Source organism: Streptomyces sp. NPDC041108, assembly GCF_055592645.1.
In genome coordinates this window covers 63,916-79,449 of sequence record NZ_JBVIYK010000003.1, presented here as the reverse complement: position 1 = coordinate 79,449, position 15,534 = coordinate 63,916, and the positions used below count along the sequence as shown (strand labels likewise).

Here is a 15,534-nt window from a genome sequence, read left to right as displayed (position 1 = left end):
GGCCGGGCGTCGCGCTGACGGCAAGGTAAGAATCTGACTAACGCTTTGCCGACGCCATGCAAGAACCTGACGGTGCAAAACGGCCTTATACCAGACAAGTCGGCCGTGATTTTGCACAGACGGGCAGGTTCACTCTCATGTGTGACACCTGGCACAGCATTCAGGTAAAGACCTCATCAAATAGTTTGTGATACGGTTCACGAGAACCCGGGACAGAGTCGAAGGACCGCAATGCGACGGTCCATTGGCGTGAGATTTCCGCTCGCCCCCGGGGTCTACGCTCGTCCATGACGACACCCTGCCCCCTTAGCAAGCGGAGTTGCCGCCATGCCGTCCAATGACGTCCGGACCCTCCTTCAGGCCGCCGTACCCACGGCAGCCGCCGGCGCGATCGCCGCTGTCGTCAGCGGTGTGGTCGTCGGAGGCAAGGGGGCTCTCGGTGCCGTCGTGGCGGCGGTGATCACGATCCTCTTCATGGGAATCGGGCTCTACGTTCTGCAGCGCACTGCCAAATCGCTTCCTCATCTGTTCCAGATGATGGGCTTGATGCTCTACGCGGCACAGATCCTGCTGTTGTTCATCTTCCTGTCCGCGTTCAAGAACACCACGCTGTTCCATCCCAGGGCTTTCGCGTTCACGCTCGTCGCCACCACGCTCGTGTGGATCGCGACACAGACGCGCGCGCACATGAAGGCCAAGATCCTCTACGTCGAACCCGATGCGTCCACGGGCAACAAGCCCGAAAAATCGGGGCACTCGTCGTGAGGAGTAGGGCCGGGATAAGGGCGTGTGCGAACTCCTGCTATCGTCCGATGCCAACTGCGGCATCGCGGGCGCGGGCATCTGAGCTGACGCCTGCTCAATCGCGAGGCTTGATGCCCCCCAGCCGCCCCCACATCCGTAACACCAGTCCAGTGCCGACCCGCGGCTGTGCGCCGCGCCGACACAACGAGGTTGCCGTACCCATGCGTCACGCCGAAGGAGCCCGTGGTGAGTGCTGACCAGACCCAGCTCGCCTTTGACTGGAGCTGTCGGATCATGTCCGACAACGGCTGTGGCTTCCCGGCTCCGGGCCTGCACTCGTTCCTCTTCAAGCCGATCGCCACGGTCGGGGGGTTCGAGTTCAACAAGGTGATGCTGCTCGCGCTCATCACCACCCTCCTGGTGGTCACCTTCTTCACCCTCGCCTTCGGCAAGGCCAAGGTGGTACCGGGCAAGCTGCAGATGATCGGTGAGGCGGGCTACGACTTCGTACGCCGCGGCATCGTCTACGAGACGCTGGGCCGGAAGGAGGGCGAGAAGTACGTCCCGCTGATGGTCTCGCTCTTCTTCTTCATCTGGGTCATGAACATCTGGTCCGTGATTCCGCTGGCCCAGTTCCCGGTGTCGTCGATCATCGCCTACCCGATGGTCCTGGCCGCCATCGTCTACGTGGTCTGGGTCTCGCTGACCTTCAAGAAGCACGGCTTCGTCGGCTTCTTCAAGAACGTCACCGGCTACGACAAGTCGCTCGGCCCGGTGCTGCCCCTCGTGATGGTCATCGAGTTCTTCTCGAACCTGCTGGTCCGCCCGTTCACGCACGCGGTGCGACTGTTCGCCAACATGTTCGCCGGCCACCTGATGCTGGTCATGTTCACCGTCGCCTCCTGGTACCTGCTGAACAGCTGGATGATCCCGGCGGCCGGTGTCTCCTTCGTCATGACCATCGTCATGATCCTCTTCGAGCTCTTCGTGCAGGCCGTTCAGGCGTACGTCTTCGTGCTCCTCGCCTGCTCGTACATCCAGGGCGCGCTCGCCGAGCACCACTGAGTCACGCGCCACCAGCCCCCAGAACGTCCGGTGGCCAACCCCCGCCGGTCCATGAAAGAGAAGGAAGAATCAGCATGGCTGCCATGGAGACCCTTGCCGCCCTCGAAGGCAACATCGGTGCTGTCGGCTACGGCCTCGCCGCCATCGGCCCCGGCGTCGGCGTCGGCATCATCTTCGGTAACGGCACCCAGGCCCTGGCCCGTCAGCCCGAGGCCGCCGGCCTGATCCGTGCCAACCAGATCCTCGGCTTCGCCTTCTGTGAGGCGCTCGCCCTCATCGGCATCGTCATGCCGTTCGTCTACGGATGATCGAGCCCTGACGAGCGAACCTTTCAACGAGAGGCACTGATGTGATCGCCAACCTGGTACAGCTGGCGGCCGAGGAGGAGCAGAACCCGCTCATCCCGCCCGGCCCCGAGCTGCTCGTGGGCGCCATCGCCTTCGCCATCGTGTTCTTCTTCTTCTGGAAGAAGCTCCTCCCGAACATCAACAAGGTTCTGGAAGAGCGTCGCGCGGCGATCGAAGGCGGTATCGAAGAGGCCGACGCCATGAAGGTCGAGGCCCAGAGCGTGCTCGAGCAGTACAAGGCTCAGCTCGCCGAAGCTCGGCACGAGGCCGCGCGGCTGCGCCAGGAGGCGCAGGAGCAGGGCGCCACGCTCATCGCCGAGATGCGGGCCGAGGGCCAGCGGCAGCGCGAGGAGATCATCGCCGCCGGTCACTCGCAGCTGGAGGCCGACCGCAAGGCCGCCTCTTCGGCGCTGCGTCAGGACGTGGGCAAGCTCGCCACCGACCTGGCCGGCAAGCTCGTCGGCGAGTCCCTGGAGGACCACGCCCGGCAGAGCCGTGTCATCGACCGTTTCCTCGATGATCTCGAGGAGAAGGCCGAGGCCGCGCGATGAACGGAGCGAGCCGCGAGGCCCTGGCAGCCGCACGGACGCGTCTCGACGCGCTGACGGACTCCACGTCCGTGGACGCGGCGCGGCTCGCCGACGAGCTGGCCGCCGTCACCGCGCTGCTCGACCGTGAGGTGTCGCTGCGTCGGGTCCTCACCGACCCGGCGCAGGCGGGCGAGGCCAAGGCCGAGCTGGCCGGCCGCATCCTCGGCGGCCAGGTCGGCGCGACCACGGCCGACCTGGTGTCCGGTCTGGTGCGTTCCCGCTGGTCGCAGCCCCGCGACCTGGTGGACGCGCTGGAGCAGCTGGCCGCCGTCGCCGACCTCACCGCCGCGCAGCAGTCGGGTGCGCTCGACGACGTCGAGGACGAGCTGTTCCGGTTCGGCCGGATCGTCGCCTCGAACACCGAGCTGCGGGCCGCGCTGACCGACCGCGCCGCGGGCGCCTCGGCCAAGGGCGAGCTGCTGAGCAGCCTGCTCGGCGGCCGCGCCAGGGCCACCACCGAGCGTCTGGTGACGCGACTCGTGGCAGCGCCGCGTGGACGTAGCCTGGAAGCGGGACTCGACTCCCTGTCCAAGCTCGCCGCGGAGCGCCGCAACCGCGCGGTCGCCGTCGTCACCTCGGCGGTCCCGCTGAGCGACGCGCAGAAGCGACGCCTCGGCGCCGCTCTCGCGAAGCTCTACGGCCGTGCCATGCACCTCAACCTGGACGTGGACCCCGAGGTCCTCGGCGGGATCAGGGTCCAGGTCGGCGACGAGCTCATCAACGGCTCGATCGCGGACCGACTCGAGGACGCCGGCCGCCGCCTGGCGAGCTAGCACCAAACTTCATAGCAGTACGTACGTATGTCTGCGGCCCGGTTGGGCCGTGCAGAGGATTCACCTCTTTCAGGGGGGAGTCCCCATCCCCCCAAAGTGAAACTTCGGGCCCAACAAGGAGAGCAGGGAACCCAGATGGCGGAGCTCACGATCCGGCCGGAGGAGATCCGGGACGCGCTGGAGAACTTCGTCCAGTCGTACCAGCCGGACGCGGCCTCGCGCGAGGAGGTCGGTACGGTCACCCTTGCCGGCGACGGCATCGCGAAGGTCGAGGGTCTTCCCTCGGCCATGGCCAACGAACTGCTGAAGTTCGAGGACGGCACCCTCGGCCTCGCGCTCAACCTGGAAGAGCGCGAGATCGGCGCCATCGTCCTCGGTGAGTTCAGCGGCATCGAGGAGGGCCAGCCGGTCAGCCGTACCGGTGAGGTCCTGTCGGTCGCCGTGGGCGAGGGCTACCTCGGCCGCGTGGTCGACCCGCTCGGCAACCCGATCGACGGCCTCGGCGAGATCGAGACGTCCGGTCGCCGTGCCCTGGAGCTGCAGGCTCCCGGTGTCATGGCCCGTAAGTCGGTGCACGAGCCGATGGAGACCGGCTACAAGGCCGTCGACGCCATGACCCCGGTCGGCCGCGGCCAGCGTCAGCTGATCATCGGCGACCGCCAGACGGGCAAGACCGCCCTGGCCGTCGACACGATCATCAACCAGCGCGACAACTGGCGTTCCGGTGACGTGAACAAGCAGGTCCGCTGCGTCTACGTCGCCATCGGCCAGAAGGGCTCGACCATCGCCTCCGTGCGTGGCGCCCTCGAAGAGGCCGGCGCGCTGGAGTACACGACCATCGTCGCCGCCCCGGCGTCCGACCCGGCCGGCTTCAAGTACCTGGCGCCGTACACCGGTTCGGCCATCGGTCAGCAGTGGATGTACGAGGGCAAGCACGTCCTCATCATCTTCGACGACCTCTCGAAGCAGGCCGACGCCTACCGCGCCGTGTCGCTGCTGCTGCGCCGCCCGCCGGGCCGTGAGGCCTACCCGGGTGACGTCTTCTACCTGCACTCCCGTCTGCTGGAGCGCTGCGCGAAGCTCTCCGACGAGCTGGGTGCCGGCTCGATGACCGGTCTGCCGATCGTCGAGACGAAGGCCAACGACGTCTCGGCGTTCATCCCGACCAACGTCATCTCCATCACCGACGGCCAGTGCTTCCTGGAGTCGGACCTCTTCAACGCCGGTCAGCGCCCCGCGCTGAACGTCGGTATCTCCGTCTCCCGAGTCGGTGGTTCCGCGCAGCACAAGGCGATGAAGCAGGTCTCCGGCCGTCTGCGCCTCGACCTCGCCCAGTACCGTGAGCTGGAGGCGTTCGCCGCCTTCGGTTCCGACCTGGACGCCGCGTCGAAGTCGCAGCTGGAGCGCGGTCAGCGTCTGGTCGAGCTGCTCAAGCAGCCGCAGTACCAGCCGATGCCGACCGAGGACCAGGTCGTCTCCGTCTGGGCCGGTACCACCGGCAAGATGGACGACGTCCCCGTCGCCGACGTCCGCCGCTTCGAGAAGGAGCTGCTGGAGTACCTGCACCGCAAGGAGCAGGGCCTCATGACCTCCATCAAGGAGGGCGGCAAGATGTCGGACGACACCCTCACCGCTGTCGCCGACGCGATCGCCGAGTTCAAGAAGCAGTTCGAGACCTCGGACGGCAAGCTGCTCGGCGAGGACGCCCCGGCCGTCAACGTCTCCAAGTGACGTAAGGAAGGGACCTGACTCATGGGAGCCCAGCTCCGGGTCTACAAGCGTCGCATCCGATCCGTCACCGCGACCAAGAAGATCACCAAGGCGATGGAGATGATCGCCGCCTCGCGCGTCGTCAAGGCGCAGCGCAAGGTGGCGGCCTCCGCGCCGTACGCGGCCGAGCTCACCCGCGCGGTCACGGCGGTCGGTACCGGTTCGAACACCAAGCACCCGCTGACCACGGAGGCGGAGACGGCGACCCGTTCCGCGGTGCTGCTCCTCACGAGCGACCGCGGACTGGCCGGCGCCTTCAACTCCAACGCCATCAAGGTCGCCGAGCAGCTGACGGCGCGCCTGCAGGCGGGGGGCAAGGAGGTCGACACGTACATCGTCGGCCGCCGCGGTCTGGCCCACTACAACTTCCGCGAGCGCAAGGTCGTGGAGTCGTGGTCGGGCTTCACCGACGAGCCCACCTACGCGGACGCGAAGAAGGTCGCGGGTCCGCTCATCGAGGCCATCGAGAAGGACACGGCTGACGGCGGCGTGGACGAACTCCACATCGTCTTCACCGAGTTCGTCTCGATGATGACGCAGACGGCGCTCGACGCCCGTCTGCTGCCGCTCAGCCTCGACGAGGTGGCGAAGGAGGCGGCGCCGAAGGGCGAGATCCTTCCGCTGTACGACTTCGAGCCGTCGGCGGAGGACGTCCTCGACGCCCTGCTGCCGCGCTACGTCGAGAGCCGTATCTACAACGCGCTGCTCCAGTCGGCTGCCTCCAAGCACGCCGCCACGCGCCGCGCGATGAAGTCGGCGACCGACAACGCGGGAGACTTGATCAACACGCTCTCCCGCCTTGCCAACGCGGCCCGCCAGGCCGAAATCACCCAGGAAATCAGCGAGATCGTCGGTGGCTCCGCAGCCCTGGCCGACGCGACCGCGGGGAGTGACAGGTAATGACGACGACAGTTGAGACGGCCGCTGCCACGGGCCGCGTCGCCCGGGTCATCGGCCCGGTCGTCGACGTGGAATTCCCCGTCGACGCCATGCCGGAGATCTACAACGCCCTTCACGTCGAGGTGGCCGACCCGGCCCAGGACGGCGCGAAGAAGACGCTGACCCTGGAGGTCGCCCAGCACCTGGGCGACGGCCTGGTCCGCACGATCTCGATGCAGCCCACCGACGGTCTGGTCCGCCAGGCCGCGGTCACCGACACCGGCACGGGCATCTCCGTCCCGGTCGGTGACTTCACCAAGGGCAAGGTGTTCAACACCCTCGGTGAGGTGCTGAACACCGACGAGCAGTACGACGGCGAGCGCTGGTCCATCCACCGCAAGGCCCCGAACTTCGACGAGCTCGAGTCGAAGACCGAGATGTTCGAGACCGGCGTCAAGGTCATCGACCTTCTCACCCCGTACGTCAAGGGTGGAAAGATCGGCCTGTTCGGCGGTGCCGGCGTCGGCAAGACGGTGCTCATCCAGGAGATGATCTACCGCGTTGCCAACAACCACGACGGTGTCTCCGTGTTCGCCGGTGTCGGTGAGCGCACCCGTGAGGGCAACGACCTCATCGAGGAGATGGCGGAGTCGGGCGTCATCGACAAGACCGCCCTGGTCTTCGGCCAGATGGACGAGCCCCCGGGCACCCGTCTGCGCGTGGCCCTGGCCGGTCTGACCATGGCGGAGTACTTCCGCGATGTGCAGAAGCAGGACGTGCTGTTCTTCATCGACAACATCTTCCGCTTCACCCAGGCCGGTTCCGAGGTGTCGACCCTGCTCGGCCGTATGCCCTCCGCGGTGGGTTACCAGCCGAACCTGGCCGACGAGATGGGTCTCCTCCAGGAGCGCATCACCTCGACCCGTGGTCACTCGATCACCTCGATGCAGGCGATCTACGTCCCCGCGGACGACCTGACCGACCCGGCCCCGGCCACCACCTTCGCCCACCTCGACGCGACGACGGTTCTCTCCCGTCCGATCTCCGAGAAGGGCATCTACCCGGCCGTGGACCCGCTGGACTCCACGTCCCGCATCCTGGACCCCCGCTACATCGCGGCGGACCACTACAACACGGCGATGCGCGTCAAGACGGTCCTGCAGAAGTACAAGGACCTCCAGGACATCATCGCGATCCTCGGTATCGACGAGCTCGGCGAGGAGGACAAGCTCACCGTCCACCGCGCCCGTCGCGTGGAGCGCTTCCTGTCCCAGAACACCCACGTCGCCAAGCAGTTCACCGGCGTCGACGGGTCGGACGTGCCGCTGGACGAGTCGATCACCGCGTTCAACGCGATCATCGACGGTGAGTACGACCACTTCCCGGAGCAGGCGTTCTTCCTCTGCGGTGGTATCGAGGACCTCAAGAAGAACGCGAAGGAGCTCGGCGTCAGCTGACGTCAGGCACTCGTGGCAGAGGGGGCGAGACCGTACCTCTTGGGGTGCTGTCCCGCCCTTCTCTGTACTCCCACTAGAATTGACCCAACACCCGGCGGAACCGCCGGGTGGTGACCCGAGGAGCCATCTTGGCTGCTGAGCTGCACGTCGCGCTGGTCGCGGCCGACCGAGAGGTCTGGTCGGGCCAGGCCACCCTGGTCGTCGCCCGTACCACGTCCGGCGACATCGGCGTCATGCCCGGTCACCAGCCGCTGCTCGGTGTGCTGGAGTCGGGCCCGGTGACCATCCGTACGAGTGAGGGCGGCACCGTCGTCGTCGCCGTGCACGGCGGTTTCATCTCGTTCGCGGACAACAAGCTGTCCCTGCTGGCCGAGGTCGCCGAGCTGGCCGACGAGATCGACGTCCAGAGCGCGGAGCGGGAGCTGGAGCGGGCGAAGGCGGCCGGCGACGCCGCCGCCGAGCGCCGCGCGGATGTACGACTGCGTACGGCGGCGGCGCGCTGAGCCCGCACGTCGTGTGATGCTGTACCTCAGCCGCGGCCGGATCTGGATGACTTCATCCTGATCCGGCCGCGGCTGAGGCGAATGTGGGTGTTTTTTACGTTCCATTACCTAGCAGTGGCATTACCTAGGAGACGAGGAGGTCGGTGTCGATGGTCCTCGCTCTGGCTGTGTGCGGGTCGGTGATCGCGCTCGTGGTGGTGGGGCTCTTCGTCTTCGGACTGCGCCGGCGCCTCATCCAGCGCTCCGGCGGCACCTTCGACTGCAGCCTGCGCTGGAACGCGCCCGAGAAACCCGGGGACGAGAACGGCAAGGGCTGGGGCTACGGAGTCGCCCGCTACAACGGCGACCGCATCGAGTGGTACCGCGTCTTCTCGTACTCCATCCGCCCCCGCCGCGTCCTGGAGCGTTCGGCGATCGAGGTGGCCGGGCGCCGCACCCCCGAGGGCGAGGAGGAGCTGGCGCTCCTCTCCGACGCCGTGATCCTCGCGTGTCTGCACCGCGGGACCCGGCTCGAGCTGGCGATGAGCGAGGACGCGCTGACCGGGTTCCTCGCGTGGCTGGAGGCAGCCCCGCCCGGACAGCGAGTGAACGTGGCGTAGCCGCACTCACTCGCCGAGCGGGGTCCTCCGGACGAAGTCCGGGGGAGCGTCAATGTGGCCCAGCCGTTCGTAGCGGCTACTTGAGCCCGTTGCTGATCGCGCCCACCAGCTCTCCGTTGCCGGTGTCGCCGCTGAACTCCCAGAAGAACGCTCCGCCCAGGCCCTGGTTCTTGACCCAGGTCATCTTGGAGCCGATCGTGGCCGGGGTGTCGTAGGACCACCACTGGTTGCCGCAGTGCGCGTACGCCGTGCCGCCGACGGTGCCGTTCGCGGGGCAGGAGTTCTTGAGGATCTTGTAGTCCTCGATACCGGCCTCGTACGTGCCGGGTGCCGCGCCGGTCGCCGTGCCGCCGGGGGCGGACTGGGTGACACCGGTCCAGCCGCGCCCGTAGAAGCCTATGCCGAGCAGCAGCTTCGAGCCGGGGACGCCCTTCGACTTCAGCTTGGCGATCGCGTCGGCGGAGTTGAAGCCCGCCGCCGGGATGCCGGGGTAGGAGGTGAGCGGCGAGTGCGGGGCGGTCGGGCCGTCCGCGTCGAAGGCGCCGAAGTAGTCGTAGGTCATCACGTTGTACCAGTTCAGATGGGTGGCGGCGCCGCCGTAGTCGGCCGCGTCGATCTTGCCGCCGGAGGAGCCGTCGGCGGTGATCGCGGCGGTGACCAGGTAGTTCGAACCGAACTCGGTGCGCAGGGCGGACATCAGGTTCTTGAAGGCCGCCGGTCCGCTGGTGTCACACGTCAGACCGCAGGCGTTCGGGTACTCCCAGTCGATGTCGATGCCGTCGAAGACGTCGGCCCAGCGCGGATCCTCCACGACCGCCTTGCAGGACTTGGCGAAGGCGGCCGGGTTCTGCGCGGCCTGGCCGAATCCGCCGGAGTAGGTCCAGCCGCCGAACGAGTACAGCACCTTGATGTGCGGGTACTTGGCCTTCAGCTGGCGGAGCTGGTTGAAGTTGCCGCGCAGCGGCTGGTCCCAGGTGTCGGCGGTGCCGCTGACGGACTGGTCGGCGGTGTACGCCTTGTCGTAGGCGGCGAAGGTGTCGTCGACCGTGCACTGGCCGTTCTTGACGTTGCCGAAGGCGTAGTTGATGTGAGTGATCTTGGATGCCGAGCCCGAGGTCACCAGGTTCTTGACGTGGTAGTTGCGGCCGTAGACGCCCCACTCGGTGAAGTAGCCGAGGTTGATCTTGGAGCCGGGGTTCGGGTTCGTGCCGCCCGTGGTCCGTACGGCGGCCGCGCCGCTCAGCGGTCCGGTCTGGTCGGCGGTGTCGCGGGCCTGGACGGTGTACGAGTAGTCGGTGCCGGCGCTCAGGCCGGTGTCGGTGTAGGTGGTGCCGGTGACGGTGGCGACCTTGGTGCCGCCCCGCAGGACGTCGTAGTTCTTGACGCCCTTGTCGTCGGTGGCGGCGCTCCAGCTCAGCTTCACCGAGGTGTTGGTGACGTCCGAGGCGGCCGGGGTGCCGGGGGCGGAGGGGGCCGCGTCACCGGGGACGGAGGGGCCTCCGTCGCAACTCCCGCCGTTGAGCTTGCAGTTGGCCGGGGAGCCTGAGCCGCTCCCGTTGAAACCGAAGGAGACGGAGGCGCCCGGGGCGAGGCTGCCGTTCCAGGACTTGTTCTTGGCGGTCCAGTGGGTGCCGGAGGAGGTGACGTCCGCGTCCCAGGCGGAGGTGACGGACGTGCCGGAGGGGAAGTCCCACTCGACGGTCCAGGAGCTGATCGTGGTCGTCCCGGTGTTCTTGACGGTCCACTTGCCTTCGAAGCCGGAGCCCCAGTCCTGGGGCTTGGCGTAGGTGGCGGTGGCCGATGCCGCCGCGGCGGCCGCCTGCGCGGGCGTGGCGAGGCCGGCCAGTCCGGCGAGGGGGAGGAGCAGGGCGGCGAGGCCCGCTGTGGCTCTGTGCCTGAAGCGCATGTGCGCCTCCTTGTGGGGTGTCTTGAGCATGAGCATGACGTGGCGCAGTGGGGCGAGAATAGAAAGGTCTGGACCATAGGTCAATGGGTCTGGACCAGTGCGCTCATGCGGGACACCCCGGGGAGGTCAGACCCCCAACTCCTGCGCCAGCACCGCGGCCTGCACCCGGCTGCGCAGATCGAGCTTCCCCAGCAGGCGGCTGACGTGCGTCTTCACCGTCGCCTCGGCCATGTCCAGCCGCCCGGCGATCTCCGCGTTCGACAACCCCGCGCCCAGGCAGCCCAGCACCTCCCGCTCACGCCGGGTGAGCGAGTCCAGGACGGCCGGATCGACCGCGGGTTCGCGTACGGGCCTGGCGGCGAACTCGGCGATCAGCCGCCGGGTGACGGCCGGGGCGATCAGACCCTCGCCGCGCCCCACCGCCCGGACCGCCTCGATGAGGTCCCTCGCCTCGGTGTTCTTCAGCAGGAACCCGGCGGCGCCGGCCCGCAGCGCCCCGAAGACGTACTCGTCGAGGTCGAACGTGGTGAGCACCAGCACATCGGCCAGGCCCTCGGCGACGACCTGGCGGGTCGCCGACACCCCGTCCAGACGGGGCATCTGCACGTCCATCAGCACCAGGTCCGGCCGCAGTTCGCGTGCGAGCGCCACCGCCCGCTCCCCGTCCGCCGCCTCACCGACCACCTCGATGTCCGGCGCGCTGCGCAGGATGAGGACCAGCCCGGCCCGTACGGCGGACTGGTCCTCGGCGACGAGCACACGGATCATGCGGGTTCTCCTTCGGTGACGGGGAGGGTGGCGCGGACGCTCCAGATCTTGCCGTGGGCCGTGCCCTCGGGGCCCGCCTCGAAGGTGCCGCCCAGCAGGGCGACCCGCTCCCGCATCCCGACCAGTCCGGCGCCGGAACCGGGGGCGCCCGGCCGGTCGCGGTCGCCGTACGGGCTGGTCACGGCGATACCGAGGGAACCGTCCGCCCGGCGCAGCACCACCGCGACCCGGCCGGGGCAGGCGTGCTTGAGGGCGTTGGTCAGCGATTCCTGGACGATGCGGTAGGCGGCCAGTTCGACGGGGGCGGGGAGGGCGTCGCCGTGGTCGGCGTCGAGGGTGACGTCGAGCCCGTTGGTGCGGGCGCCGTCGACGAGGGAGCCGAGCCCGTCGAGCGTGGGCGCGGCGGACGGCTCGGTGTCGTCGCCGGTGTCCCGCAGGATGCCGATCAGCCTGCGCATCTCGGCCAGCCCTTCGACGCTGTTCTGTCGGATGACCCCGAGGGCCTCCCGGGAGGTGTCCGGGTCGTCGAGGGAGAGCGCGGCCGTGGAGTGGATGGCGATCGCCGAGAGGTGGTTGGCGACCATGTCGTGCAACTCCCGTGCCATGCGCGCCCGTTCGGACACCACCGCCTGGGTGCGGTCCATCTCCGCCAGCAGGGCGGTCTGTTCGGCGCGCAGCCGGGCGGCCTCGGCGGCGTCGCGGTGGTTGCGGACGATCCAGCCGGTGCCGGCGGGCATGACGGAGACCAGTCCGACGACCAGACCGATCAGCAGGGCGTCCGGTTTCCGGAACGCCGCGAGGGGCACCACCGTGAAGGCCACGGTGACCAGTCCCGCGATCCAGGGGATCCGGCGGGCGGTGGCGGGCGGACCGTACAGCACGGCCGCGTACACCAGGTCGGTGAACATCAGCACCGTGAGCAGGCTGCCCCGCGTCATGGTCTCCACGGTCAGGGCGGCCCATCCGACCACCAGGGCCGTGCGCGGCATCGTGCTGCGCACGGCCTCGCAGCCGGCGGTCACGACCAGGGGCGGCAGTACCCACCAGGCGTCCTCGAACACCACGAGCCCGTCCTGGGCGGTCCGCGTGGTCAGGCCCAGGCTCCACAGCAGCAGACCGCCGAGGAGTCCGGCGGCGGCGATGGACAGGTCCATGCGGTGCGGGCGGGGCGGTCGAACGGCCATGACCCCATCCAACACGGGACGGGTGCCCGGTGCCTGATCCCCGCGAACGGTCCTGGACTGCATCTTTCGATGTACGGCGACTTCGTCACCGCAGACGACGAATCGGCGGCCGCCCGCCGGGAGCCTGGAAGGGTGACCGAGAGGAGCGAGTCGTGATCGTCGCGTTGATCATCGCCTGTGAGGTCGGCTTCTGGGTGCTGCTGGCGCTGGCCCTGGCCGTCCGCTATCTGCTGAGGAAGCGCCGGACCAGTGTCGTGCTGCTGCTCTGCGAGCCCGTGCTGGAGCTGGTGCTGTTCGTCGTGACCGCGATCGACCTGAAGAACGGCGCCGAGCCCAGCTGGGAGCACGGCGTCGCGGCCCTCTACATCGGCTTCACCGTGGGCTACGGCCACTACATGATCAGCCGGCTGGACGCCTGGGCGGCGCATCGCCTGGGTGGCGGCCCCGAGCCGGTGGGGCCCCCGAAGTACGGCCTCGCCCGTGCCCGCCACGAGGGGAAGCTGTGGGCGCGGACGGTGGTGGCGGCCGGGGTGGCGCTGGTCCTGCTCCAGCTGGCCGTCTGGTACGTCGGCGACGACGGGAACGTCGATTCGCTGAGGTCGTTCCAGTGGCTCGCCCTGCGGGGCGCGGGCATCCACGGCCTGGTCGCCCTCGCCTACACGATCTGGCCGAAGAAGGACCCGGCCGCGGCGGAGGCCGGGGACCGGGGCACCGCGGCGAAGGAGAGGGCCGGACGATGAGCGGGGCGGCGGCCGGGGCGAGCGGCAACCTGAGGGAGGGGGCCGGCACCTTCGTGATCGGCCTGGTGCTGTGGCTCTTCACGGACGGCGTGGAGGTGCCGGTCGTCACCCTGACCAAGGTCGGCGTGGTGATGATGTGCGTGGGCGCAGTCCTCGTCGCGACGGGCGTGTACCAGCGTTCTCGCGGGACAGGGAGACCTTAGGCTCCGCTACCGCTCCCCGCCCGGCACCCACAGCACGTCACCGGCCTCCTTGTTCGCCGTCCTCGCCAGGATGAACAGGAGGTCGGAGAGGCGGTTGAGGTAGGTGGCGGTGAGGGCGTTCATGTCCTCGCCGTGGGCCTCCAGGGCCGCCCACGTCGAGCGCTCGGCCCGCCGGACCACCGTGCACGCCTGGTGGAGCAGGGCCGCGCCGGGGGTGCCGCCGGGCAGGATGAAGGAGCGGAGCTTCTCCAGCAGCTCGTTGAAGTGGTCGCAGTCCGCCTCCAGCCTGTCGACGTAGAACTGCTCGACGCGCAGCGGCGGGAACTCGGGGTTCTCGACGACGGGCGTGGAGAGGTCGGCGCCCACGTCGAACAGGTCGTTCTGGACACGGGTGAGGACCTTGACGATCTCCTCCTCCAGCCCGCCCAGCGCGATCGCCGTCCCGATCGCCGCGTTGGCCTCGTTGGCGTCCGCGTACGCCGAGATCCGCGGATCGGTCTTGGGCACCCGGCTCATGTCGCCGAGGTTGGTGGTGCCCTTGTCGCCGGTCCTGGTGTAGATGCGCGTCAGATTGACCATGCGACCAGCGTAGTTACGCCCCGGCCGTCCGGAAGCCTCGTGTGCCCACCGTCACGGCGAGTCCCGCGAGCCCGACGGCCACCAGGACGCCGTACAGCCTGACGGAGGGCTACGACCGCTTCGTGCGGGCCATGCACGAGGCGCCCGCCCTGCGGTCCCGGCCGTGGAGCATCCGGCAGGAGGTCCCGGACGACCTGGAGGCGGCCCTGCGGGAGGAGACCGGCGAGGCCCCCGACGACTCGTCGCCCACCCTGATCGCGGGTCAGATCGACCGGGTCCACCGGACGGTGACGGCCGTCTTCGGGCGTGAGATGCTCGACGGGTGCAATCCGGGCGAAGTGTACCGAGAGGTACTTCTTCTCCTGGACGGGACGGAGGGCCTGTTGAGCGAGAAGGCGCTCAACTACGCCGTACGACCCTCGGAGTGAGCGCTGCCGGTGTGATGTCCGCCCCTTGAGACGTGACTCGCGTTACTAAGCGGTCACACGGCCCCTCACGAGCGCTAGTGTCCGCCGGAGAGGTAACCCATCGACAGCGCGTACCAGGGGAGTCGCACAGTGGCACGGAAGCTCGCCGTCATCGGAGCCGGACTCATGGGGTCCGGTATCGCCCAGGTGTCCGCGCAGGCGGGCTGGGACGTCGTCCTGCGCGACGTCACCGACGAGGCGCTGAACCGTGGCATCGGCAGCATCACGGCGTCGTACGACAAGTTCGTGAGCAAGGGCAAGCTGGCCGCCGAGGACGCCGAGGCGGCGCTGGGGCGGATCACCGCCACCACCGACCTCGACGCGGCGGCCGACGCGGACATCGTCGTCGAGGCCGTCTTCGAGAAGCTCGAAGTCAAGCACGAGATCTTCCGGGCGCTCGACAAGGTCGTCCGCGAGGACGCCGTGCTCGCCTCGAACACCTCGGCCATCCCGATCACGAAGATCGCGGCGGCCACCGAGCGGCCCGAACGCGTCGTCGGCGTCCACTTCTTCTCGCCGGTGCCGATGATGCAGCTGTGCGAACTGGTGCGCGGTTACAAGACGAGCGACGAGACGCTCGCCACCGCGCGGGAGTTCGCCGAGTCGGTCGGCAAGACCTGCATCGTCGTCAACCGTGACGTCGCCGGCTTCGTGACCACCCGTCTCATCTCCGCCCTCGTCGTCGAGGCCGCGAAGCTGTACGAGTCGGGCGTCGCCACCGCCGAGGACATCGACCTCGCCTGCAAGCTGGGCTTCGGCCACGCGATGGGACCGCTGGCCACCGCCGACCTGACGGGCGTCGACATCCTGCTGCACGCCACGGGCAACATCTACACCGAGTCCCAGGACGAGAAGTTCGCTCCTCCGGAGCTGATGCGCCGGATGGTGGACGCCGGTGACATCGGACGCAAGAGCGGGCAGGGCTTCTACACCTACTGACGCCGAACCACGCGTCACGGG

General features: G+C 68.6%; 18 protein-coding genes. 14 read left to right on the top strand and 4 right to left on the bottom strand.

Annotated elements, in window-relative coordinates; genetic code table 11:
• Window positions 1-327 precede the first annotated feature (327 nt).
• The 10 genes from ACZ6BB_RS09900 (at window position 328) to ACZ6BB_RS09855 (ending at window position 8,727) form a co-directional block, all read left to right on the top strand.
• On the top strand, window positions 328-765 hold the full coding sequence (locus ACZ6BB_RS09900) for a hypothetical protein (protein ID WP_471614797.1): 438 nt from the start codon (window positions 328-330) through the stop codon (window positions 763-765).
• Window positions 766-1,038: 273 nt separating this feature from the next.
• A complete protein-coding gene (atpB, locus tag ACZ6BB_RS09895) occupies window positions 1,039-1,809 on the top strand; it encodes a F0F1 ATP synthase subunit A (protein ID WP_471615295.1) in 771 nt (256 codons plus the stop codon).
• Window positions 1,810-1,883: 74 nt separating this feature from the next.
• Window positions 1,884-2,117 carry an ATP synthase F0 subunit C gene (gene atpE / locus ACZ6BB_RS09890; RefSeq protein ID WP_037695385.1) on the top strand — a complete coding sequence of 78 codons (234 nt, stop codon included), beginning with the start codon at window positions 1,884-1,886 and terminating at the stop codon, window positions 2,115-2,117.
• Window positions 2,118-2,158: 41 nt separating this feature from the next.
• Window positions 2,159-2,707, top strand: coding sequence for a F0F1 ATP synthase subunit B (locus tag ACZ6BB_RS09885; RefSeq protein WP_318810113.1), 549 nt, complete (start codon window positions 2,159-2,161; stop codon window positions 2,705-2,707).
• Window positions 2,704-3,519: a F0F1 ATP synthase subunit delta gene (locus ACZ6BB_RS09880; protein ID WP_471614796.1), complete on the top strand. Its 816-nt coding sequence runs from the start codon at window positions 2,704-2,706 to the stop codon at window positions 3,517-3,519. The genes ACZ6BB_RS09885 and ACZ6BB_RS09880 overlap by 4 nt, the downstream gene beginning before the upstream one ends.
• A 135-nt stretch (window positions 3,520-3,654) precedes the next feature.
• A complete protein-coding gene (atpA, locus tag ACZ6BB_RS09875; RefSeq protein WP_275456078.1) occupies window positions 3,655-5,250 on the top strand; it encodes a F0F1 ATP synthase subunit alpha in 1,596 nt (531 codons plus the stop codon).
• Between the two features lie 21 nt (window positions 5,251-5,271).
• Window positions 5,272-6,189 (top strand): F0F1 ATP synthase subunit gamma, encoded by a 918-nt coding sequence (locus ACZ6BB_RS09870; RefSeq protein WP_471614795.1) that lies wholly within the window; start codon window positions 5,272-5,274, stop codon window positions 6,187-6,189.
• A complete protein-coding gene (atpD, locus tag ACZ6BB_RS09865) occupies window positions 6,189-7,625 on the top strand; it encodes a F0F1 ATP synthase subunit beta (RefSeq protein ID WP_390808667.1) in 1,437 nt (478 codons plus the stop codon). The genes ACZ6BB_RS09870 and atpD overlap by 1 nt, the downstream gene beginning before the upstream one ends.
• A 128-nt stretch (window positions 7,626-7,753) precedes the next feature.
• Window positions 7,754-8,128 carry a F0F1 ATP synthase subunit epsilon gene (locus ACZ6BB_RS09860; protein WP_005480240.1) on the top strand — a complete coding sequence of 125 codons (375 nt, stop codon included), beginning with the start codon at window positions 7,754-7,756 and terminating at the stop codon, window positions 8,126-8,128.
• Window positions 8,129-8,277: 149 nt separating this feature from the next.
• Window positions 8,278-8,727, top strand: a complete 450-nt coding sequence (locus ACZ6BB_RS09855; protein ID WP_471614794.1) for a DUF2550 domain-containing protein — start codon at window positions 8,278-8,280, stop codon at window positions 8,725-8,727.
• Window positions 8,728-8,803: 76 nt separating this feature from the next.
• On the opposite strand, the gene ACZ6BB_RS09850 is transcribed toward ACZ6BB_RS09855, so the two are convergent.
• The 3 genes from ACZ6BB_RS09850 to ACZ6BB_RS09840 all read right to left on the bottom strand — a co-directional run bounded on the left by ACZ6BB_RS09850 (window position 8,804) and on the right by ACZ6BB_RS09840 (window position 12,585).
• A complete protein-coding gene (locus ACZ6BB_RS09850) occupies window positions 8,804-10,633 on the bottom strand; it encodes a glycosyl hydrolase family 18 protein (RefSeq protein ID WP_471614793.1) in 1,830 nt (609 codons plus the stop codon).
• A 126-nt stretch (window positions 10,634-10,759) separates the two neighbouring features.
• Window positions 10,760-11,401 carry a response regulator gene (locus tag ACZ6BB_RS09845; protein WP_471614792.1) on the bottom strand — a complete coding sequence of 214 codons (642 nt, stop codon included), beginning with the start codon at window positions 11,399-11,401 and terminating at the stop codon, window positions 10,760-10,762.
• Complete coding sequence (locus ACZ6BB_RS09840) at window positions 11,398-12,585, bottom strand: sensor histidine kinase (RefSeq protein WP_471614791.1); 1,188 nt, start codon at window positions 12,583-12,585, stop codon at window positions 11,398-11,400. Before ACZ6BB_RS09840 ends, ACZ6BB_RS09845 begins: the two co-directional genes overlap by 4 nt.
• 152 nt (window positions 12,586-12,737) lie before the next feature.
• On the opposite strand from ACZ6BB_RS09840, the gene ACZ6BB_RS09835 reads away from it, so the two are divergent.
• Window positions 12,738-13,325: a hypothetical protein gene (locus tag ACZ6BB_RS09835; RefSeq protein WP_471614790.1), complete on the top strand. Its 588-nt coding sequence runs from the start codon at window positions 12,738-12,740 to the stop codon at window positions 13,323-13,325.
• Complete coding sequence (locus ACZ6BB_RS09830; protein WP_471614789.1) at window positions 13,322-13,528, top strand: DUF5708 family protein; 207 nt, start codon at window positions 13,322-13,324, stop codon at window positions 13,526-13,528. The genes ACZ6BB_RS09835 and ACZ6BB_RS09830 overlap by 4 nt, the downstream gene beginning before the upstream one ends.
• A 6-nt stretch (window positions 13,529-13,534) precedes the next feature.
• On the opposite strand, the gene ACZ6BB_RS09825 is transcribed toward ACZ6BB_RS09830, so the two are convergent.
• On the bottom strand, window positions 13,535-14,107 hold the full coding sequence (locus ACZ6BB_RS09825; RefSeq protein WP_471614788.1) for a cob(I)yrinic acid a,c-diamide adenosyltransferase: 573 nt from the start codon (window positions 14,105-14,107) through the stop codon (window positions 13,535-13,537).
• 41 nt (window positions 14,108-14,148) lie between these two features.
• On the opposite strand from ACZ6BB_RS09825, the gene ACZ6BB_RS09820 reads away from it, so the two are divergent.
• Complete coding sequence (locus tag ACZ6BB_RS09820; RefSeq protein WP_471614787.1) at window positions 14,149-14,535, top strand: hypothetical protein; 387 nt, start codon at window positions 14,149-14,151, stop codon at window positions 14,533-14,535.
• A 129-nt stretch (window positions 14,536-14,664) separates the two neighbouring features.
• A complete protein-coding gene (locus ACZ6BB_RS09815; protein ID WP_471614786.1) occupies window positions 14,665-15,513 on the top strand; it encodes a 3-hydroxyacyl-CoA dehydrogenase family protein in 849 nt (282 codons plus the stop codon).
• Window positions 15,514-15,534: the final 21 nt, after the last annotated feature.

Bases quoted from the DNA above. Each gene is read 5' to 3' on its own strand.
- ACZ6BB_RS09850 (WP_471614793.1), bottom strand. From the start codon at position 10,633: ATGCGCTTCAGGCACAGAGCCACAGCGGGCCTCGCCGCCCTGCTCCTC.
- ACZ6BB_RS09870 (WP_471614795.1), top strand. From the start codon at position 5,272: ATGGGAGCCCAGCTCCGGGTCTACAAGCGTCGCATCCGATCCGTCACC.
- atpD (WP_390808667.1), top strand. From the start codon at position 6,189: ATGACGACGACAGTTGAGACGGCCGCTGCCACGGGCCGCGTCGCCCGG.
- ACZ6BB_RS09880 (WP_471614796.1), top strand. From the start codon at position 2,704: ATGAACGGAGCGAGCCGCGAGGCCCTGGCAGCCGCACGGACGCGTCTC.
- atpB (WP_471615295.1), top strand. From the start codon at position 1,039: ATGTCCGACAACGGCTGTGGCTTCCCGGCTCCGGGCCTGCACTCGTTC.
- ACZ6BB_RS09900 (WP_471614797.1), top strand. From the start codon at position 328: ATGCCGTCCAATGACGTCCGGACCCTCCTTCAGGCCGCCGTACCCACG.
- ACZ6BB_RS09825 (WP_471614788.1), bottom strand. From the start codon at position 14,107: ATGGTCAATCTGACGCGCATCTACACCAGGACCGGCGACAAGGGCACC.
- ACZ6BB_RS09855 (WP_471614794.1), top strand. From the start codon at position 8,278: ATGGTCCTCGCTCTGGCTGTGTGCGGGTCGGTGATCGCGCTCGTGGTG.
- ACZ6BB_RS09830 (WP_471614789.1), top strand. From the start codon at position 13,322: ATGAGCGGGGCGGCGGCCGGGGCGAGCGGCAACCTGAGGGAGGGGGCC.
- ACZ6BB_RS09840 (WP_471614791.1), bottom strand. From the start codon at position 12,585: ATGGCCGTTCGACCGCCCCGCCCGCACCGCATGGACCTGTCCATCGCC.
- ACZ6BB_RS09845 (WP_471614792.1), bottom strand. From the start codon at position 11,401: ATGATCCGTGTGCTCGTCGCCGAGGACCAGTCCGCCGTACGGGCCGGG.
- atpE (WP_037695385.1), top strand. From the start codon at position 1,884: ATGGCTGCCATGGAGACCCTTGCCGCCCTCGAAGGCAACATCGGTGCT.
- atpA (WP_275456078.1), top strand. From the start codon at position 3,655: ATGGCGGAGCTCACGATCCGGCCGGAGGAGATCCGGGACGCGCTGGAG.